Genomic DNA, 17150 nt, shown 5'->3' on the forward strand with positions numbered 1-17150 from the left:
GATTGCCGGCCAGCGGCCGGCACTACGGCTGCATCACGCCGCGCGGGCCAATCCGCTCACCACGCCGCGCCCGGCATCCAGCACGAACACATCCACCGCCGCATTCAAGGCGACGGCCTGCTCTTCCATGCTGCGCGCCGCCGCGGAGGCTTCCTCCACCAAGGCCGCGTTCTGCTGCGTGGTCTCGTCCATCTGCACCACCGTCTGGTTGACCTGCTCGATGCCGGCCGACTGCTCCTGCGACGCGGCGGCAATGTCGGCCATGATGTCGGTGACGCGCTGCACGCTGCCGACGATCTCGCCCATGGTCTGCCCGGCCTGCCGCACCAGCGCTGCGCCGCTGTCGACATCGGCCACGGACTGATCGATCAACGCCTTGATCTCCTTGGCCGCACCGGCCGAACGCTGCGCCAGCGTCCGCACTTCGCTGGCGACCACCGCAAAACCACGGCCTTGCTCCCCGGCGCGCGCCGCTTCCACGGCGGCGTTGAGTGCCAGGATGTTGGTCTGGAAGGCGATGCCGTCGATGACGCTGATGATCTCGGCGATCTGCCGCGACGAGCCCTGGATGGCGCTCATGGTGGTGACTACCCGGCCGACCACCTCACCGCCCTGCGAAGCGACGGACGCGGCGCTGATCGAGAGCTGGTTGGCCTGTCGCGCGTGCTCGGCGTTCTGACGCACGGTGGAGGTCAGCTCTTCCATCGAGGCGGCGGTCTCTTCCAGATTCGCTGCCTGCTGCTCGGTGCGGCGCGACAGATCGCTGTTGCCCGCGGCGATCTCGCCCGCGGCCGTCTGGATGGACTGGGCCGCATGCTTGATGTCGCCAACGATGGTGGTCAGCTGGCCGGTGGTGCGGGCCATGTCGTCGCGCATGCGCGCGAACACACCGTGGAAATCGCCGTGCATGCGCGCGCTGAGATTCCCGCCGGCAATCGCCTGCAGCACGCGTGAGACCTCGCCCAGATCCTGCTCGGTGGTCTGCATCAGGCGGTTGAGGCCGCCGACCATCTCGCCGAAATCGTGCTGGTAGCGCGCTTGATCACCACGCAGGCTGAAATCACCCAACGCCGCCGCTTCGGCCAGTCGCTTGATCTCGGCATTGATCGCGCCGAGGTTGGCCTTGGCCGTGTCCAGCGCCTGGGTGATCACCGCCTTCTCGCCGGGCAGGCGTTCCATGTCCAGCGACAGGTCACCGACCGCATAGCGGCCCATGATCTCGATGGCGCGCAGCTTCACCTGGATGTGGTTGGCGACCAGGGTGTTGTTCTCGCGGATCATCTGACCATAGGCGCCGGGCAGCGCGTCGGCATCCATGCGGTAGCTGATCTGGCCGGCGTCATGGCGCTGGGCCATCGTTGCCTGGGCGGTCAGTACGGCCTTCAGGGTCTGGGTCACCTCGCTCATCGCCGTGCCGAGACGGCCGATCTCGTCGCGGCTGCGGACCACCACCGTGTGCTCCAGATCGCCGCGTGCGACGGCACGGGCGGCCGCTTCCACCGCGATCACCGGTGCGATCACCGCGCGTCGCAGCCACAGCGCCAGCACCACCAGCAGTACCGCGGCGGCCAGCGCCGTCGTGATCGCCGATGCCACCAGCGCGGCACGTGCGCGCTCGGAGGTGGCATTGGTTTCAAATTCGGCACGTTCGTTGGCGCGTGTCGCCAGCGCGTCCAGTGTCGTCCCAACGCTGCGATCAGCGCCGCGCACCAGCGCATCGGCCGCCTGGGTGTCATAGCCACTGGCGGCAAACGCCTCCAGCGCACCGCGGTAGCGGGCCTCAAGGGCACGATGTTCGGTCACGAACTGGCTGGCCAGCGTGCGCGTCTGCTCGTCGCGGCTGGTGGCGAGTGTGCCCGCCAATTCGGCGATGCGGCGTCCTTCCGCATCGAATGCCGCCAGGTGGCGTTCGCGCTGTGCGTCGTCCGCCCCGCGGATCAATACGTTCTTCCACTCCTGCACCTGCAGGCGGAACTCGCGCTGCAGCAGCTCGGCCTGTGCCTTGCGGGCAAGCTCGGGAGGGACCTCGGTGGAGAGGTTGCGCCATGCCGAACCGAGCCCGGCCAGGGCGGCGAGGACGATGATGATCAGGCCAAGCGACAGCGCGCCCAGCAGTTTGAACTGAAGACTCAGGGCGCGTGGATGCGCCGGTGCGGAGGACGTCATGGGAAATGAAAAGTGGGGAAGGGCAATGCGGTATCGGTCTGCCTAAAGCAGGCTGAAGTGCGATGCCAATCACGGTTACCGTTCCATTAAACGTTGTGATGACGGCGTGTAGATGAAAAGTGGTCACACATGGAACGAAACAGGACTGGACAGGCAACTATTATGTAACTACCGTAGTTACATGAAATCCAGCAACCAGTTCTCCGACGCGCTGCACGTGATGGCCCATCTGGTCGGCCAGGACGGCCCGCGCACCTCCGAGCAGCTCGCCACCTGCCTGCCCACCCATCCGGTGGTGATCCGGCGCCTGCTGTCCGCTCTGCACAAGGGCGGGCTGGTCACCAGTGTGCGTGGCCATGGCGGCGGCAGCCAGCTGGCCCGGGAACCGGCGCAGATCACGCTGTATGACGTGTACGTGGCCATCGGCGCGCCTGCGCTGCTGCACACCGGCGCCCGCGAGACCGGCCGCGGCTGCCCGGTGCAGCGCGTGGTCAACGAGGCGCTCGACGACAGTTACCGCCAGGCCCAGGCCCTGCTCGAGGCCCGCCTGCACGACACCACCCTGGCCACCCTGGGCGAGGCCTTCGCCCGCCATCTGGCCCACCACGCTGCAGGAGTTCCCCATGACCTTTGATGCGATTGTCGTCGGCGGCAGTTTCGCCGGCCTGTCCGCCGCCCTGATCCTGGCGCGCGCCCGCCGCGAGGTGCTGGTGATCGACAGCGGCCTGCCGCGCAACCGCTTCGCCGCGCATTCGCACGGCGTGCTCGGCCAGGACGGCATCGCCGGCGCCGAGCTGCTGCGCAACGCCAAGACCCAGCTGCTGGACTACCCCACGGTGCGGTGGATCAGTGACACGGTCACCACCGCCCAACCGACCGTGGATGGCTTCGTGGTCGGTACCGAAAGCGGTGACAGCTGGGCCACGCGCAAGCTGCTGCTGGCGACCGGCATCCGCGACGAACTGCCCGAACTGCCCGGCCTGGCCGAGCGCTGGGGCCACAGCGTGGTGCACTGCCCGTACTGCCACGGCTACGAAATCGGCGGCGGCGCGATCGGGCTGCTGGGCGGGCATGAGAAGTCCGCCACCATGGCCGCGTTGCTGGCGGACTGGGGCGACGTCACCCTGTTCGCGCACGGCATGACGCTGGAGGCCGACGACCTGGCCGCGCTGCAGCGCCGCGGCGTCAGCATCGAGCATGCGGCGGTGGTTGGCCTGGAAGGCGAGGCGCCGGCCCTGAGTGCCGCCGTGCTCGCCGATGGTCGCCGGGTTGAACTGCGCGCGCTGTTCGTCACCGCGCGGCAGCACATGGCGGCACCGCTGGTCGAGCAGCTCGGCTGTGCGCTGGAGGACAGCCCGATCGGCGTGCTCATCCAGGTCGACGCGGGCAAGCAGACCAGCGTGCCCGGCATCTACGCGGCGGGCGATGCCACGCTGGTGGGCAATATCAGCCTGGCCAGCGCCGAAGGCGTGCGCGCCGGGGTGAGCATGCACCATGCGCTCGTCGCCGAGGACAGCCGGGCCAGCCGATAACATCAGGGGCTCGGCCGGTCCGGGAGCGGAACGCCCGCCCCAAACGGAAACAGCCGCCCTGCGGCGGCTGTCCGTGGCAAAGACCTCTGGGCTCAGGCCTGTTCGGCGCTGGCGTCATCCAGCTGCTGAACATCCTGCGCCGACAACGCGACGTTCGCGGCCGCCAGCACCTCCTTCAACTGCTCGACACTGGTCGCACTCACGATCGGTGCGGTGATGCCGGGGCGCGCGATCAACCACGCGATCGCCACCTGCGATGGACTCACACCATGCGTGCTGGCCACATCGTCCAGCGCGCCCAGGATGCGCAGGCCGCGCGGATTGACATACTTGTCGACCACGCTCTGGCCGCGCGCGCTGCTCTTGCCCGCGTCGGCAGTGCTGCGGTACTTGCCGCTGAGGAAGCCGCTGGCCAGCGAGTAGTAGCTGATCACCCCCAGCTGCGCCTCGCGCACCACCGCTTCCAACCCGGCCTCATAACCGGCGCGGTCGTACAGGTTGTACTCCGGCTGCAGCGTTTCATAGCGCGGCAGTTTGTAGTCGGCCGATACCCTCAAGGCATCGCGCAGACGCTCGGCGCTGTAATTGGAGGCACCGATCGCGCGCACCTTGCCTTGTTCGATCAGGCGGCCGAACGCGGCCAGCGTGGTCTCCAGCGGGGTGGCTTCATCATCTTCGTGCGCCTGGTACAGATCGATCACATCGGTCTGCAGGCGGCGCAGCGAATCCTCCACCGCGGCGGTGATGTTGTCAGCGGACAAGCCAGGGCGCTCGGCCCACTTGGCGACCTTGGTCGCGAGCACCACCTTGTCGCGCTTGCCGCTGTGCTTGAACCAGCGGCCCAGAATGGTTTCCGATTCGCCGCCCTGGTTGCCGGGCACCCATGCCGAATATGCATCGGCGGTGTCGACCAGGTTGAAGCCGGCATCAACGAAGGCATCGAGCAGGGCGAAGGACGTCTTCTCGTCCGCACTCCAGCCGAAGACATTGCCGCCGAAGGCGACGGGGGCGACATGGAGGCCGGAACGACCGAGTTCGCGCGTAGCAGTCATGGGTGATGTTCTCCCTGGGAATCGTTTCCACAGGATACGGCCGGCGTGGTGACAGCGTTGGGGCAGCAGGCACAAAACAGTGTTCCGGATTGCTGCGTCGCACTAACGTTTTGTGAACACCTGTACACGCTTCGCTGCTAGTCTCGCGGCATCCCGCTACCGGAAGCTCGCCGATGAAAGCCCGTTCGTTGACCTGTGCCTGCCTGTTCACTGTTTCCACCCTGATGCTTGCCACGCCCGCGATGGCGATCAAGCCCGCCGGCCCGAACGCGCAGGTCGCGATCACCCCGGCCGTGCAGAAGGCCGTGCAGGACAGCCGCCGCGATCCGGCCAACGTCAAGCGCGATGCGTATCGCCATCCGGCGCAGACGCTGTCGTTCTTCGGCGTCGCACCGGGGCAGACCGTCATCGAAGTCACCCCGGGCAGCGGCTGGTATTCGGAAATCCTGGCGCCGCTGCTGCACGACAAGGGCCAGTACGTCGCCGCCGTGGTCGATCCGATGGCCGTGGCGGAGGGACGGGGCCGCGACTACCAGCAGCGCAGCCGCGATGGGCTGGACAAGAAGTTCGCCGGCAACGCCGCGGTGTTCGGCAAGAGCCGCGTTGTGGCCTATGACCCGAAGGCCCCGGTGTTCGGCCCGGCCAACTCGGCGGACGTGGTGCTGACCTTCCGCAACGTGCACAACTGGCGCAGCAGCGGCCAGGCCGAAGGCATGTTCAAGGGCTTCTTCTCGGTGCTCAAGCCGGGCGGCGTGCTCGGCGTGGTGGAACACCGGGCCAAGGCCGATGTACCGGCAGACGACAAGACCGGTTACGTGGGCCAGCAGCAGGTGATCGCGATGGCCAAGGCCGCCGGTTTCGAACTGGCCGGCAGCAGCGAGATCAACACCAATCCGCGCGACACCAAGGATTACCCGAACGGTGTGTGGACGCTGCCGCCGACCAACCAGCATGACGCGGCCGACGAGGCCAAGTACCAGGCGATCGGCGAAAGCGACCGCATGACCCTGCGCTTCGTGAAGCCAGGCAAGTAAGCGACCCGCGCATAAGACACGGCGCGCGGGCTGCGGCCCGCGCGTTCCAGGGACGGTAAAGGAATGCACCCTTGAAGAAGCTGCTGTTGATCGGTCTTGCGGCGATGACGCTGATCAAGATCGTTGATTTCGTGTTTTACGGTCAGCACGGCTACGACCTGATGGGGGCGGCGGGCTTTGGGCTGCTGCTCACTGGCGCTGCGCTGGATGGACGCAGCGCGTTCAACGCGCCCGCCACGGGGCGCTGGGCACGGGAAGCCCGCATCGCCAATGTCTGCGGCGTGGTGCTGGTGCTCGTCTACTTTCTGCTCAAGATGAACGTCATCGGCTGACGCCGTCCGGATCGCGGCGGCGGCACGGGGATGGGACAATGGGCCATCCCACCGCCGCTGTTGCCTCGATGCTGATCGCCTTCAACAAACCGTTCAACGTGCTGTGCCAGTTCACCGACCGCAGCCAGCCGCCGCGCGCGACGCTGGCCGGTTTCGGGCTGCCACCGGCGGTGTACGCGGCTGGCCGGCTGGATTACGACAGCGAAGGCCTGCTGTTGCTCACTGATGATGGCGGCCTCGCACACCAGTTGACCGATCCGCGGCACAAGGCTGACAAAACCTATTGGGTGCAGGTGGAAGGCACGGTGACCGATGAGCAGGTCCAGGCGCTGCGCCGTGGCGTGCTGCTCAACGATGGGCCAACGCTGCCGGCCGGTGTCGAACGGCTGGAACCGTCGCCTGAGCTGTGGCCGCGCACGCCGCCGGTGCGTTTCCGCAAGACGGTGCCCGATGCGTGGCTGGCGATCACGCTGCGCGAAGGCCGCAACCGGCAGGTGCGACGCATGACCGCGGCGGTCGGACTGCCCACGTTGCGCCTGGTGCGTGTCTCGATGGGCGCCCATGCGATCGGCGATCTTCAACCCGGCCAATGGCGCGAGATCGGATAATAAAAAACCGCCGGTAGCGACCGGCGGTTTCGATGCACGTGCGGTAACGCGTCAGCGGATCAGGCGTCGCTGCCGATATCGCTGGTTTCATCCACCACGGTCTCGTTGCGGCGGTTGCGTGCGCTGATGCGCTGCGCCTGGCCGTTCACCACGCCACCGTTGGCGAGCTTCTTCTTCTGCTGCTTGCGGTACAGCGCGTAGCCCAACAGGCCCACGCCGACAGCGGCAGCGGCGATGGTCACGGCCGGATTGCGGCGCACCACCTTGGCGGCGACCTTGCTGCCGGTCTTGACGGCGCCGAGGGCGGCACCGGTCTTGATCCAGTCGGTGGCCTGCGGCCCGAAGTGACGCAGGTTGCTGCCGGCATGCTTGAGGCCGTCACCGGCGGTGCTGGCGAGGTCCAGGGCACGCTCGAGGGCGCGGTCGGTAATCACAGTCAATCTGCTCATGGGGGGTCCTTGCCTAAAGGTTCTGATCCAGTGTCGCGCGGTGGCCGTGTAGGGCGTGTTATCCATTTGCTACGGCCGGATCACGACTGTAGCCGGTTCCTTGCGCTGCGCGAGCCACGTGCCCGGCGATGGTCAGGTGACAGCCATGAATGCGCGCATCGGGTGAGGAATGGGGCGGCGTGCTCACGTGCCGCGCGGCTTGGCGCGGTGTGTCGCGTTCGCCGTCCACGGATCGTCCGGCCACGGATGCCGGGGATACCGCCCCTTCATTTCCTTCTTCACCTCGGCGTAGGTGTTCGCCCAGAAGTTGCGCAGGTCCTGGGTGACCTGCAGCGGGCGGCCGCCGGGGGACAGCAGGTGCAGCGTCAACGGAATGCGGCCATCGGCGATGCGCGGGGTGTCGCTCAGGCCGAACAGCTCCTGCAGTTTGACCGCCAGCACCGGCGCCTGCGGGCTGATGCCGTCGGCATCCACTGCGTAATGGATCGGGCGCTCCATGCCGGAGGGCACGGTGATGCGGACCGGGGCGTGGCGATCGATCAGCTGGCGTTGCGCCCACGGCAGCGGAGACTTCAGCGCTTCGCCGAGGCTGGATTCGTCGAGGGCATCCAGGCGTGTCTTGCCGTTGAACGCGGGCGTCAGCCAGGTCGGCAGCGTCGCCATCAACGCTGCATCGGAGACGTCCGGCAACGCCAGCTCCGGCATCCACGCACGCACGGCCAGCGCCCGTGCCTGCCACTGGCGCAGGCCGTCCGTCCACGGCAGTGCCTCCAGCCCGAGTTCCGCCACGGCCTCGGTCAGGGCCCTCGCGGCATGCGCGGGATCCACGCGACCGGCCGAGCGGCTGTCCAGCACGATGCGATCGAAACGGGTTTCGCGGCGTGCCACCAGCGCACGTTTCTCCCCGTCCCAGCGCACCACGTCCTCCTGCGTGAAGCGAGCCGGGAAGTCACGGCGCAGGCGGTTCTCGTCCACCGGCGCGGCGCGCAGCAGCAATGCGTCGCGCGCCTCATAGCGCAGTTCAACGGCAACCAGCCACGGCTCACCGCGCAGGTCGCTGGGATCAAACAAGCGCGCGCTGCGGCCGTTGGCCAGCAGGTAGCGCAGCGGATCGGTCGGGTGGCGGGCGGCGACCCGGTCCGGGAACGCATGTGCGAGCAGGTCGCCGAGCTGATGCGCTTCGACTGAGGAAGGGGGCGCGGCATCACAGCGCAGGCGTCGCCGCCACTGTTTGCTGGCGGCATCGATCGTGGCCAGGCCGCCGCGGTTGGCGTCGTGGGGTGCCCGCCCTTGGCGGAACGCCGCCAGCGCCCGCCACCGCGCGGCGAGCGCATCACCGCCCTGGCGCAGCGGATCGCGCGCTTCCACCAGCGCGGCCAGATCGCAGGCCAGAGCCTGCTCGACACCACTGCCTGCCGCCATCAGCATCGCCGCCAGGCGCGGATGTGTGCCGAGGGTCAGCATGCGCCGGCCCAGCGGGGTCAGTGTGCCGCTGTCGCTGAGCGCGCCCAGGCGCTGCAGCAGTTCACGCGCGGCGGCCAGTGCACCGGCCGGCGGTGTATCGACGAAGCGCAGGTCGTCACTGCCCCAGGCAGCCAGTTCCAGTGCCAGCGAGGCCAGTTCCACCTGCGCGATCTCGGGCCGACGCTGTGCCTCCAACCGCTGCGACTGCGGCCACAAGCGCCACGCCCAGCCCTCGGCGACACGGCCGGCACGGCCGGCACGCTGATCGGCCGAGGCCTGCGCGATGTTCACCACGTCCAGGCGCGCGAAACCGCTGTTGGGGTCGTAACGCGGCTCGCGTGCCAGACCCGCGTCGATCACCACCCGCACGCCGGGCAGGGTCACCGATGACTCGGCCACGTTGGTGGCCAGTACCACGCGGCGCCGACCGCCGGGATCGGGCTGCAGCACCTGCGATTGCTGGTCCACTGGCAGCTCGCCGTGCAGCGGCAGCACCTGTACGGCCGGGTCGAGCACGGTCTGCAACGCCGTCTGCACGCGCGCGATCTCGCGCTGGCCGGGCAGGAACACCAGCACGTCGCCGGGATGCTCGGCCAGGGCCTGCTCCACCGCACGCCGCGCCTGCGGTTCCAGTGCCTCGTCGCGGCGGGCGGGGAAGTGCGCGATCGTGACCGGGAAGCTGCGGCCCTCACTGCTCAGGCGCGGCGCATCGAGAAACTGCGCCAGTCGCTCGCCATCCAGCGTGGCCGACATCACCACGATGCGCAGGTCCTCGCGCAGCTGTGACTGCACGTCCAGCGCCAGGGCCAGGCCCAGATCAGCGGCCAGATGCCGTTCGTGGAATTCGTCGAACAGCAGCGCGCCCACGCCCTCCAGCAGCGGGTCGTCCTGCAGCATCCGGGTGAGGATGCCTTCAGTCACCACCTCGACACGGGTACGAGCGGAGATCTTGTTCTCGAAGCGGATGCGGTAACCGACGGTCTCACCGACGTTCTCGCCCAGCTGACGCGCCATGAACTGCGCGGCGCTGCGGGCGGCCACGCGGCGCGGCTCCAGCATGATGATCTTCCGGCCTTCCAGCCATGGCGCATCCAGCAAAGCCAGCGGCACCTGGGTGGTCTTGCCGGCGCCCGGTGACGCTTCCAGCACCAGGCGCGTGCCGCGCTCCAGCGTGGTCAGGATCTGCGGCAGCAGTGTGGAGATGGGGAGAATCGGGGGGCTCATGGCACAAGGATACGGCGTCCGCTGCGCAGCGCATTGCCAGCGCGCGGCGGGCGTGTTCCCCTGTGCCGCCCTGACCCCATGGATACCCCGATGCGCTGCGCTCTACGCGTGCTGTCGTTGTTGATCGCAGGCACCATGGCGCCGTTCGCTGCCATCGCTGCCGAGCTGGCTACCGCCGAGGCGGACACGGCGCTGCACGCACCCTACGATGGCAACCACTGGGCCGTGCTCGTGCGGGCGCAGATCCAGGCGCGCTACCTGCCGGTGGGGTTGAGCGATGACGCTGCGATCCAGCGCGCACTGGCCGATGGCACGTTGCGCGAAGCGGTGTATCCGAGCCTGCAGCTGGCCGACGATGTGGCTTACATCACGCTGAAGGCATTGGCGGGCAGCACGCTGGACCGTCGCAAGGACATTCTGGGGTTGTGCCGGCGGACGGATGGCTTCGCGCTGCTGCTCGATGACACCCCTGATTGCGACGACGATGCCGCGCGCCGCCTGCGTTTCGACGCCACCGCCGACGGCGCGCTGACGTGCCGCGACTGCGCAGCGTTCGGCCTGCCTACGCGGTGGGAGCGCCATGATCGACCCGCGCGCGGGGCGTCCGATTGAGCCTGCCGGGGCGCAGGTACAATGGCCGGGTTTCCCGTCCTGCAGCAGCCCCATGCAACTGATCGATATCGGCGCCAACCTCACCCACGATTCCTTTGATCGCGACCGCGACGCCGTGCTGGCGCGTGCGCGCGAGGCGGGGGTGGTGCAGATGGTGATCACCGGCGCCAGCCGCGAGCATTCGCCGATGGCGCTGGATCTGGCCCGCCAGCATCCGGGGTTTCTGTACGCGACCGCGGGCGTGCACCCGCACCATGCGGTGGAATACACCGACGAATGCGACGCGGAAATGCGCGCGCTGCACGCCCATGCCGAGGTGGTCGCCGTGGGCGAGTGCGGGCTGGACTACTTCCGTGATTTCTCGCCGCGCCCGGCGCAGCACCGTGCCTTCGAGCGCCAGCTGCAGCTCGCCGCCGAGAACAGCAAGCCGCTGTTCCTGCACCAGCGCGACGCGCATGCCGATTTCATGGCGCAGATGAAGAATTTCGACGGCAAGCTCGGCCCGGCGGTGGTGCATTGCTTCACCGGCGAGCGCCAGGAACTGTTCGACTACCTGGACCAGGACTGGTACATCGGCATCACCGGCTGGTTGTGCGATGAGCGCCGCGGCGCCCATCTGCGTGAGCTGGTCAAGCACATCCCGGCCAACCGCCTGATGATCGAGACCGACGCACCGTACCTGCTGCCGCGCACGCTCAAGCCGCTGCCGAAGGACCGTCGCAACGAGCCGATGTTCCTGTCGCACATTGTTGAAGAGCTGGCCCGCCATCGTGGGGAAGACGTGGCGACCACGGCCGCCAATGCGACGGCGGCTACGCGCGCGTTCTTCCGGTTGCCTGACGCGGCCTGAGAAGGTAGTAGGTACCGGTCGTGGGCTACCGCAGCGCAGGGCGTCCGTCGCCGTGGGCCCACGCATCGTCCAGTCCTTCGCGGTACGTGGTGAAACGCGGCTGCCACTGCAGTGCCGCGCGCGTGGCGCGGCCATCGATGCGCTTGTTGCTGCTGTAGAAGCGGCGCAGGGAGGCGGCCACCTCCGGTGCGTCCCACGCCTGCGCGGCAGGCAGCGGCAGCCCACTCAGCACCGCTGCGTAGGCCACCACGTCCTGTGGCGGCGCCGGTTCGTCATCGCTGAGCAGATACAGCGCATGGCCTTCGGCGCGCTGCATTGCCGCGAGCACCCCGCTGGCCAGGTCCTCCACATGCAGCCGGTTGAACACCAGCCCCGGCCGCACCACCTGCCTCGCCTTGCCCTGCGCCAGCTGCACCAGCGCATTGCGCCCGCGCCCATACAGGCCCGGCAGCCGGAACACCGCCGAGGCGATGCCGCGGGCCTGCGCGAGGGCCTGCCACTGCTGTTCCGCGTGCAGACGTTTCAAGGCGGTCTCATCGGTCGCATCGGCAGTGGATGTCTCGTTGACCCAGCCGCCAGCGCGGTCGGCATACACCGCGGTCGAAGAGAGATAGCCGACCCAGCGCAGGGCAGGGCTGTCACTCAGCGCACCGGTGAGCAGGCGCAACGCCGGGTCGCCCTCCGCATCGGGTGGCACGGAGCAGACGATGGCCTCGGCCGTGCGGATTGCCTCGCACAGGTCCGCGCTGATCGGTTCGCCTGCCACCAGACGGTGGCGGAGCAGCCCATCCTCCGGCGCACTCGCCGGATCACGCACCGTGCCACTGCAGGCCACGCCGTGCGCGTGCAGCAGCGCGGCCAGATGCCGGCCGCTGTAGCCCAGGCCCAGCACCAGCACGCGGGCGGGCCGCGCGGTAGGCATCGTGCTCAGGCGCTGCGCAGCTGCTGGTAGGCCTGCAGGTGCGCATAGGCCACCGCCAGCAGCGGCGCCGCCTGTCCGGCTGCGCGTGCACGCACCAGCATGTCGCCGACGATGTGCCCGGCCTCCACCTGCTGGCCGGCCTCCAGATCGCGCAACATCGAGGCCTTCAAGGCGGAGCCGGCCTGGGTGGTCGCGGTCAGCGCGATCTCGCGTGCCTTGGCCGGAATCGGCTCGCCAGCCGCCTCGGCAACCGCCACGCATTCGTCGTAAAGGCCGCGCACGATCGCCGCACCGTCATCGGTGGCCACGATCGTGCCGACATCGGCGCGCATCAGGCACGTCGCCGCCGCCAGCGTGGTCAGGAAGGTGTACTTGATCCACTGCTCCTGGCCGATGGTATCGGTGGCGACGTGGTCCACGCCCGCCTGTACGCAGGCCGCCGCCAACGCCAGCACGCGCGCGCTGCTGCCGGTGCCGTCGCGCTCGCCGAACGTCAGCTTGGCCGCCGGCGCCAAGTGCACCACCGCGCCGTCGGCGGCCTTGGTCGCGCTGATGAAGCACAACCCGCCCAGCACCGCATCGCGGCCGAAGCGCGCATCGAGATCGGCGTAATGGCGCAGCCCGTTGAGGATCGGCAGCACCGTGGTGCGCGGGCCGACCGCCGGGGCGATCGCTTCTATCGAACTGGCCAGGTCGTAAGCCTTGCAGCTCAGTATCACCAGATCGAACGGCTCGGCGCTCGCCAGTGCGGGCAGCGCCTCGGCGGTGACGTGCTTGACCGGGAACGTCGCATCGCCCAGCGGGCTGCGCAGCACCAGGCCCTCGCGCGCCAGCTGCGCCGCGCGGGCCGGGCGCACCAGGAAGGTCACGTCCACGCCGGCCTGGGCCAGGCGACCACCGAAGTAACCACCGGTCCCACCCGCGCCGAGAATCAGGATGCGCATCAGCTGCGCATCCCCACACCACGCTTCAGCAGCCACAGCGCCAGCGCGGTCAATGCGACCACGAAGCCGATCATCAGCGCGTAGGCCACCCACAGCGGCACGTCGCTGGTGCCCAGCAGGCCGTAGCGGAATGCGTTGACCATGTAGAAGATCGGGTTGGCATGCGTGGCCGCCTCGGCCCAGGTCGGCAGCAGCTTCACCGAATAGAACACGCCGCCCAGGTAGGTCAGCGGGGTCAGGATGAAGGTCGGCACGATCGCCACGTCATCGAACTTCTTGGCGTACACCGCATTGATGAAGCCGGCCAGCGAGAAGATCGTCGCGCCCAGCAGCACCGTGGTCAGCGTCACCAGCGGGTGCGGGATGCGCACCGGGGTGAAGAACATGGCGATGATCAGCACGATCACGCCGACCATCAGGCCGCGCAGCACCGCACCGGACACATAGCCCCACAGGATCACCCAGTTCGGCATCGGGCTGACCAGCAGCTCTTCCACGTGGCGGCCGAACTTGGCGCCGAAGAACGAGGAGCTGATGTTGCCGTAGCTGTTCTGGATCACGCTCATCATCACCAGGCCCGGCACGATGAACTGCATGTAGCTGTAGCCGCCCATCTCGCCCACGCGCGAGCCGATCAGCCCGCCGAAGATCAGGAAGTACAGCGTCATGGTGATCGCCGGCGGCACCAGGGTCTGGCCCCAGATACGCAGGATGCGCGCCACTTCACGGCGCACGATGGTCATCAGGGCGATGCGGTTGCGCTGGCCGTCGGTCAGGACCGGGGTCGGGGTACTGCTCATGCCACGTTCTCCTGGTTGCCGGTGAGGCGCACGAACAGCTCCTCCAGGCGGTTGCTCTTGGTGCGCATCGAACGCACCCGGATGCCGGCGGCGTTCAAGGCGTCAAACACCCGGTTGAGGTCCATCGCGCGCGGCATGTCCACATCCAGCGTGTGGCTGTCGGTGGCGATCAGGATCGCGCCGTTGATCTCCGGCAGCTGGGCCGGCAGGCTGCCGTCGATATCGAACAGGAAGCCTTCCACGTCCAGCTTGGCCAACAGTTCGCGCATCGGGCCCTGGGTGACGATCTGGCCGTGGTTGATGATGGCCAGGTTCCGGCACAGGTGCTCGGCTTCTTCCAGGTAATGGGTGGTGAGAATGATCGTGGTGCCGGCGGCATTGATCTCCTTGAGCACGCGCCACATGTCGCGGCGGATCTCGATGTCCACGCCGGCGGTCGGCTCATCGAGGATCAGCAGGCGTGGGCGGGTCATCATCGCGCGGGCAATCATCAGCCGGCGCTTCATGCCGCCGGACAGGGTGCGGCTCATCACCTGCGCCTTCTCCCACAGGTGGGCGCGCTTGAGCTCTTCTTCGGCCATCTTCTCGGCCTCGGCACGCGCCACGCCATAGAAGCCGGCGTAGTTGACCAGGATGTCGAAGGGCTTTTCAAACAGGTTGAAGTTGATCTCCTGGGGGACCAGGCCGATCAGGCGCATGGTGGCGCTGCGGTTGCGCACCAGGTCGCTGCCGAATACCTCGACCTGGCCTTCGCTGAGGTTCACCAGCGAGCTGATGATGCCGATCAGGGTCGACTTGCCGGCGCCGTTGGGGCCCAGCAGGGCGAAGAAGTCGCCCGGGGCCACGTCCAGGGAGACGCCCTTCAGCGCCTGGGTGCCGTTGTCATAGGTTTTGCGGAGGTCACGCACCCGCAGGGCGGGCGCGGCGGTGGGCGCGGGAGTGTTCTGGGAAGCCAAGCTCTTGCCTTCGCGCCTAAGGGCTGGCGCTGGATAGGGGCGGGGAGCGGCTATTATAGAAGACCCCGAGGGCTCGCCCCGGCTACACACTGTCCCGAAACGTCGTGCCTGCCCAATTCCCCCTCAAACTGGTCGACCGGCGCATGCTGGCGCCCACCATCGGCCATTACCAGTTCCTGCGTGATGACGGCCAGCCGCTGGATTTCCAGCCCGGCCAGTTCATCCAGGTCCATTTCGAGTACGCCGACGGCACTGCCACCAAGCGCAGTTACTCGCTGGCGACCATTCATGATCATGCGCTCGGCGCGGGCGACGCGGTCGATATCGCGGTCAGTTTCGTCCCCGGCGGCGCCGCCACGGCCCTGTTCGAGGGCCTGGACATCGGGGGTCACGTCAGCGCCAGCGGCCCGTTCGGCCGGTTCTGCCTGCAGCCGGGCGACCACAACGCCCGCTACCTGCTGATCGCCACCGGAACCGGGGTCACCCCGTACCGGTCGATGCTGCCGCTGCTGGCGACCGCCATGGCCGAGCGCGGGGTGGAGGTGGTCCTGCTGCAGGGCGCCAGGACGCCTGCCGAACTGCTCTACAGCGAGGACTTCTATGCCTTCGCGGCCGCCCATCCGGGCTTCCGCTACGTGCCGTGCCTGTCCCGCGAGCTGCCGGAGAACCCCCATCCGGACGTGCGCCACGGCTACGTGCAGCAGCATCTGGCCGAATTCGCCCCGAACCCGGCCACCGATATCGCCTATCTGTGCGGCAACCCGGACATGGTCGATGCGACGTTCGAGGCGCTGAAAGACGCCGGCCTGCCCACGCCGCAGGTGCGGCGCGAGAAGTACGTCAGCAGTAAGTAGTCCCCCGGCAGCCGTGCCTCAGGGCAGGGCCGCCAGCGGCATCGGCGCGCGGCGGGAGGTAAGATGCGCCGCGCGCCGCTTCCGCCTGGCTGACCCGATGCCCCTGGATTTCCCCACCATCGCCGTGCTCGGCTTCCTGCTGTGCCTGGGCATCGCCATGGGCTTTTCACTGCTGCTGCTGGTACTGCGGCGGCAACCGGCACTGCGGCTGTGGACGGCCAGCCTGTGGATGCTCTCGGTCAGCCTGACGCTGGTGGCGCTGCGGCCCCATCTGCCGCAGGTTGCGGGCATCCTCGTCGGCAACCTCGCCGTCGCGCTTTCCGGTCTCCTCATGCTGTATGGCGTGGCGCGCCATCTGGGCCGCCGGCTGCCCGGGTGGGAGCCGCTGGCATTGGCCGCCACCTATCTCGGCGCCATCGCCTTTTTCCTGGTGGTCCATCCCAGCCTGGTCATCCGGCTGAATGCGTTCAGTGTATTCGCGGTGCTGCTCAACGCCTGGATGGCGTGGTTGCTGCTGCGCCACGCGCCGCCTGCCCAGCGCACCAGCTGCCGGCTGGCAGCGGCGGTGTTCGCCGCGCAGGCCCTGTTGTACCTGGTACGCCTGTTCCTGCCGGTGGCGCCGGATGCGGGCGAGGACATCATGCGCGCCGGTTCGCCGGTATTCGCCACGTATCTGGCCGGCCTGATCCTGGAGCTGGCCCGTTGTTTCGCCTTGGTGCTGCTGCTGGTGGAACGGATGCTGGTCGATCTGCAGCGGCTGGCGCGCACCGACGTATTGACCGGCCTGCTCAACCGCGGTGCCGTGCTCGCTGATGGCGCGAACCTGTTGCAGGCGGTGCGCCGCACGCCGCGGCCGCTGGCCCTGCTGCTGCTGGACGTGGACCACTTCAAGCAGATCAACGATCGCTGGGGGCATCTGGCCGGCGATGCGGTGCTACGGCATGTGGCCGACGTGCTGGCCGGCTGCGTGGCCGACCGCGAGCACCTGCTCGGGCGCTATGGCGGCGAGGAGTTTGTTGTGGTGTTGCCCGGAGCCGATGCCGCGCAGGCACTGCAGTGTGCGGACCGGATCCGGCGTTCGCTGCGCGAATCACCGGCCCGCGTGGAGAGCCTGCTGGTGCCGGTCACGGCCAGCATCGGCCTCGCCATCGATGCGGGCCGTGACGACATCGCACGCCTGCTCGCCGACGCCGATACCGCGTTGTACCGTGCCAAAGCCGAGGGCCGCGACCGCACCATCAGCGCAGCGGCGATCCTGGTGGACTGACGCCGCTCGGCGGGTCCACAGGAAGATCTTCGTGCACCGGGCGCAAGGGCGGCCTCAACGCGTGTAGTCACATCCGCGCCGCCC

17 protein-coding genes are annotated in these 17150 nt (G+C 68.4%); 9 read left to right on the top strand and 8 right to left on the bottom strand.

All coding sequences use genetic code 11. The features are described 5' to 3' along the window. Positions 1-33: 33 nt before the first annotated feature. On the bottom strand, positions 34-2166 hold the full coding sequence (locus ACWV8V_RS12370) for a methyl-accepting chemotaxis protein (RefSeq protein ID WP_455899843.1): 2133 nt from the start codon (positions 2164-2166) through the stop codon (positions 34-36). Between the two features lie 181 nt (positions 2167-2347). On the opposite strand from ACWV8V_RS12370, the gene ACWV8V_RS12375 reads away from it, so the two are divergent. Then, positions 2348-2800 carry an Rrf2 family transcriptional regulator gene (locus tag ACWV8V_RS12375; protein WP_259261984.1) on the top strand — a complete coding sequence of 151 codons (453 nt, stop codon included), beginning with the start codon at positions 2348-2350 and terminating at the stop codon, positions 2798-2800. Continuing rightward, positions 2790-3698: an NAD(P)/FAD-dependent oxidoreductase gene (locus ACWV8V_RS12380; RefSeq protein WP_259261985.1), complete on the top strand. Its 909-nt coding sequence runs from the start codon at positions 2790-2792 to the stop codon at positions 3696-3698. Before ACWV8V_RS12375 ends, ACWV8V_RS12380 begins: the two co-directional genes overlap by 11 nt. A 92-nt stretch (positions 3699-3790) precedes the next feature. On the opposite strand, the gene ACWV8V_RS12385 is transcribed toward ACWV8V_RS12380, so the two are convergent. Beyond that, complete coding sequence (locus ACWV8V_RS12385) at positions 3791-4750, bottom strand: aldo/keto reductase (protein WP_455899844.1); 960 nt, start codon at positions 4748-4750, stop codon at positions 3791-3793. 173 nt (positions 4751-4923) lie between these two features. Between ACWV8V_RS12385 and ACWV8V_RS12390 the strand changes: the two genes are divergently transcribed. The 3 genes from ACWV8V_RS12390 (at position 4924) to ACWV8V_RS12400 (ending at position 6724) form a co-directional block, all read left to right on the top strand. After that, a complete protein-coding gene (locus ACWV8V_RS12390) occupies positions 4924-5784 on the top strand; it encodes a class I SAM-dependent methyltransferase (protein WP_123729855.1) in 861 nt (286 codons plus the stop codon). Between the two features lie 71 nt (positions 5785-5855). Further along, positions 5856-6116: a hypothetical protein gene (locus ACWV8V_RS12395; protein WP_123729856.1), complete on the top strand. Its 261-nt coding sequence runs from the start codon at positions 5856-5858 to the stop codon at positions 6114-6116. 68 nt (positions 6117-6184) lie between these two features. Continuing rightward, on the top strand, positions 6185-6724 hold the full coding sequence (locus ACWV8V_RS12400) for a pseudouridine synthase (RefSeq protein ID WP_123730829.1): 540 nt from the start codon (positions 6185-6187) through the stop codon (positions 6722-6724). 59 nt (positions 6725-6783) lie between these two features. Here the strand turns inward: ACWV8V_RS12400 and ACWV8V_RS12405 are convergent, their stop codons facing one another. Both ACWV8V_RS12405 and hrpB read right to left on the bottom strand, forming a co-directional pair. After that, on the bottom strand, positions 6784-7173 hold the full coding sequence (locus tag ACWV8V_RS12405) for a hypothetical protein (protein ID WP_123729857.1): 390 nt from the start codon (positions 7171-7173) through the stop codon (positions 6784-6786). 183 nt (positions 7174-7356) lie between these two features. Further along, the gene (gene hrpB, locus ACWV8V_RS12410) at positions 7357-9861 is read right to left on the bottom strand and encodes an ATP-dependent helicase HrpB (protein WP_455899845.1); all 2505 of its coding nucleotides are present in this window, start codon (positions 9859-9861) and stop codon (positions 7357-7359) included. Positions 9862-9951: 90 nt separating this feature from the next. Between hrpB and ACWV8V_RS12415 the strand changes: the two genes are divergently transcribed. Next, on the top strand, positions 9952-10473 hold the full coding sequence (locus ACWV8V_RS12415) for a hypothetical protein (protein WP_455899846.1): 522 nt from the start codon (positions 9952-9954) through the stop codon (positions 10471-10473). A 52-nt stretch (positions 10474-10525) separates the two neighbouring features. Further along, positions 10526-11323: a TatD family hydrolase gene (locus ACWV8V_RS12420; RefSeq protein ID WP_455899847.1), complete on the top strand. Its 798-nt coding sequence runs from the start codon at positions 10526-10528 to the stop codon at positions 11321-11323. Between the two features lie 25 nt (positions 11324-11348). Here ACWV8V_RS12420 and ACWV8V_RS12425 read toward each other — a convergent pair whose 3' ends face one another. From ACWV8V_RS12425 to ACWV8V_RS12440, 4 genes are read right to left on the bottom strand one after another with little or no spacing between them, the layout of a single operon-like run. Continuing rightward, positions 11349-12245: an NAD-dependent epimerase/dehydratase family protein gene (locus ACWV8V_RS12425; RefSeq protein WP_455899848.1), complete on the bottom strand. Its 897-nt coding sequence runs from the start codon at positions 12243-12245 to the stop codon at positions 11349-11351. A 5-nt stretch (positions 12246-12250) separates the two neighbouring features. Then, positions 12251-13189, bottom strand: a complete 939-nt coding sequence (panE, locus tag ACWV8V_RS12430; RefSeq protein ID WP_455899849.1) for a 2-dehydropantoate 2-reductase — start codon at positions 13187-13189, stop codon at positions 12251-12253. Next, on the bottom strand, positions 13189-13989 hold the full coding sequence (locus ACWV8V_RS12435) for an ABC transporter permease (RefSeq protein WP_019185458.1): 801 nt from the start codon (positions 13987-13989) through the stop codon (positions 13189-13191). Before ACWV8V_RS12435 ends, panE begins: the two co-directional genes overlap by 1 nt. After that, complete coding sequence (locus tag ACWV8V_RS12440; RefSeq protein WP_455899850.1) at positions 13986-14945, bottom strand: ABC transporter ATP-binding protein; 960 nt, start codon at positions 14943-14945, stop codon at positions 13986-13988. The genes ACWV8V_RS12435 and ACWV8V_RS12440 overlap by 4 nt, the downstream gene beginning before the upstream one ends. 104 nt (positions 14946-15049) lie before the next feature. Between ACWV8V_RS12440 and ACWV8V_RS12445 the strand changes: the two genes are divergently transcribed. Further along, entirely contained in the window at positions 15050-15799 is a 750-nt protein-coding gene (locus ACWV8V_RS12445) for a ferredoxin--NADP reductase (protein WP_346467618.1), read from the top strand. A 97-nt stretch (positions 15800-15896) separates the two neighbouring features. Then, positions 15897-17066, top strand: coding sequence for a diguanylate cyclase (locus tag ACWV8V_RS12450; protein ID WP_455899851.1), 1170 nt, complete (start codon positions 15897-15899; stop codon positions 17064-17066). Positions 17067-17150 lie beyond the last annotated feature (84 nt).

Source organism: Stenotrophomonas sp. Ker107b (genome assembly GCF_053847245.1).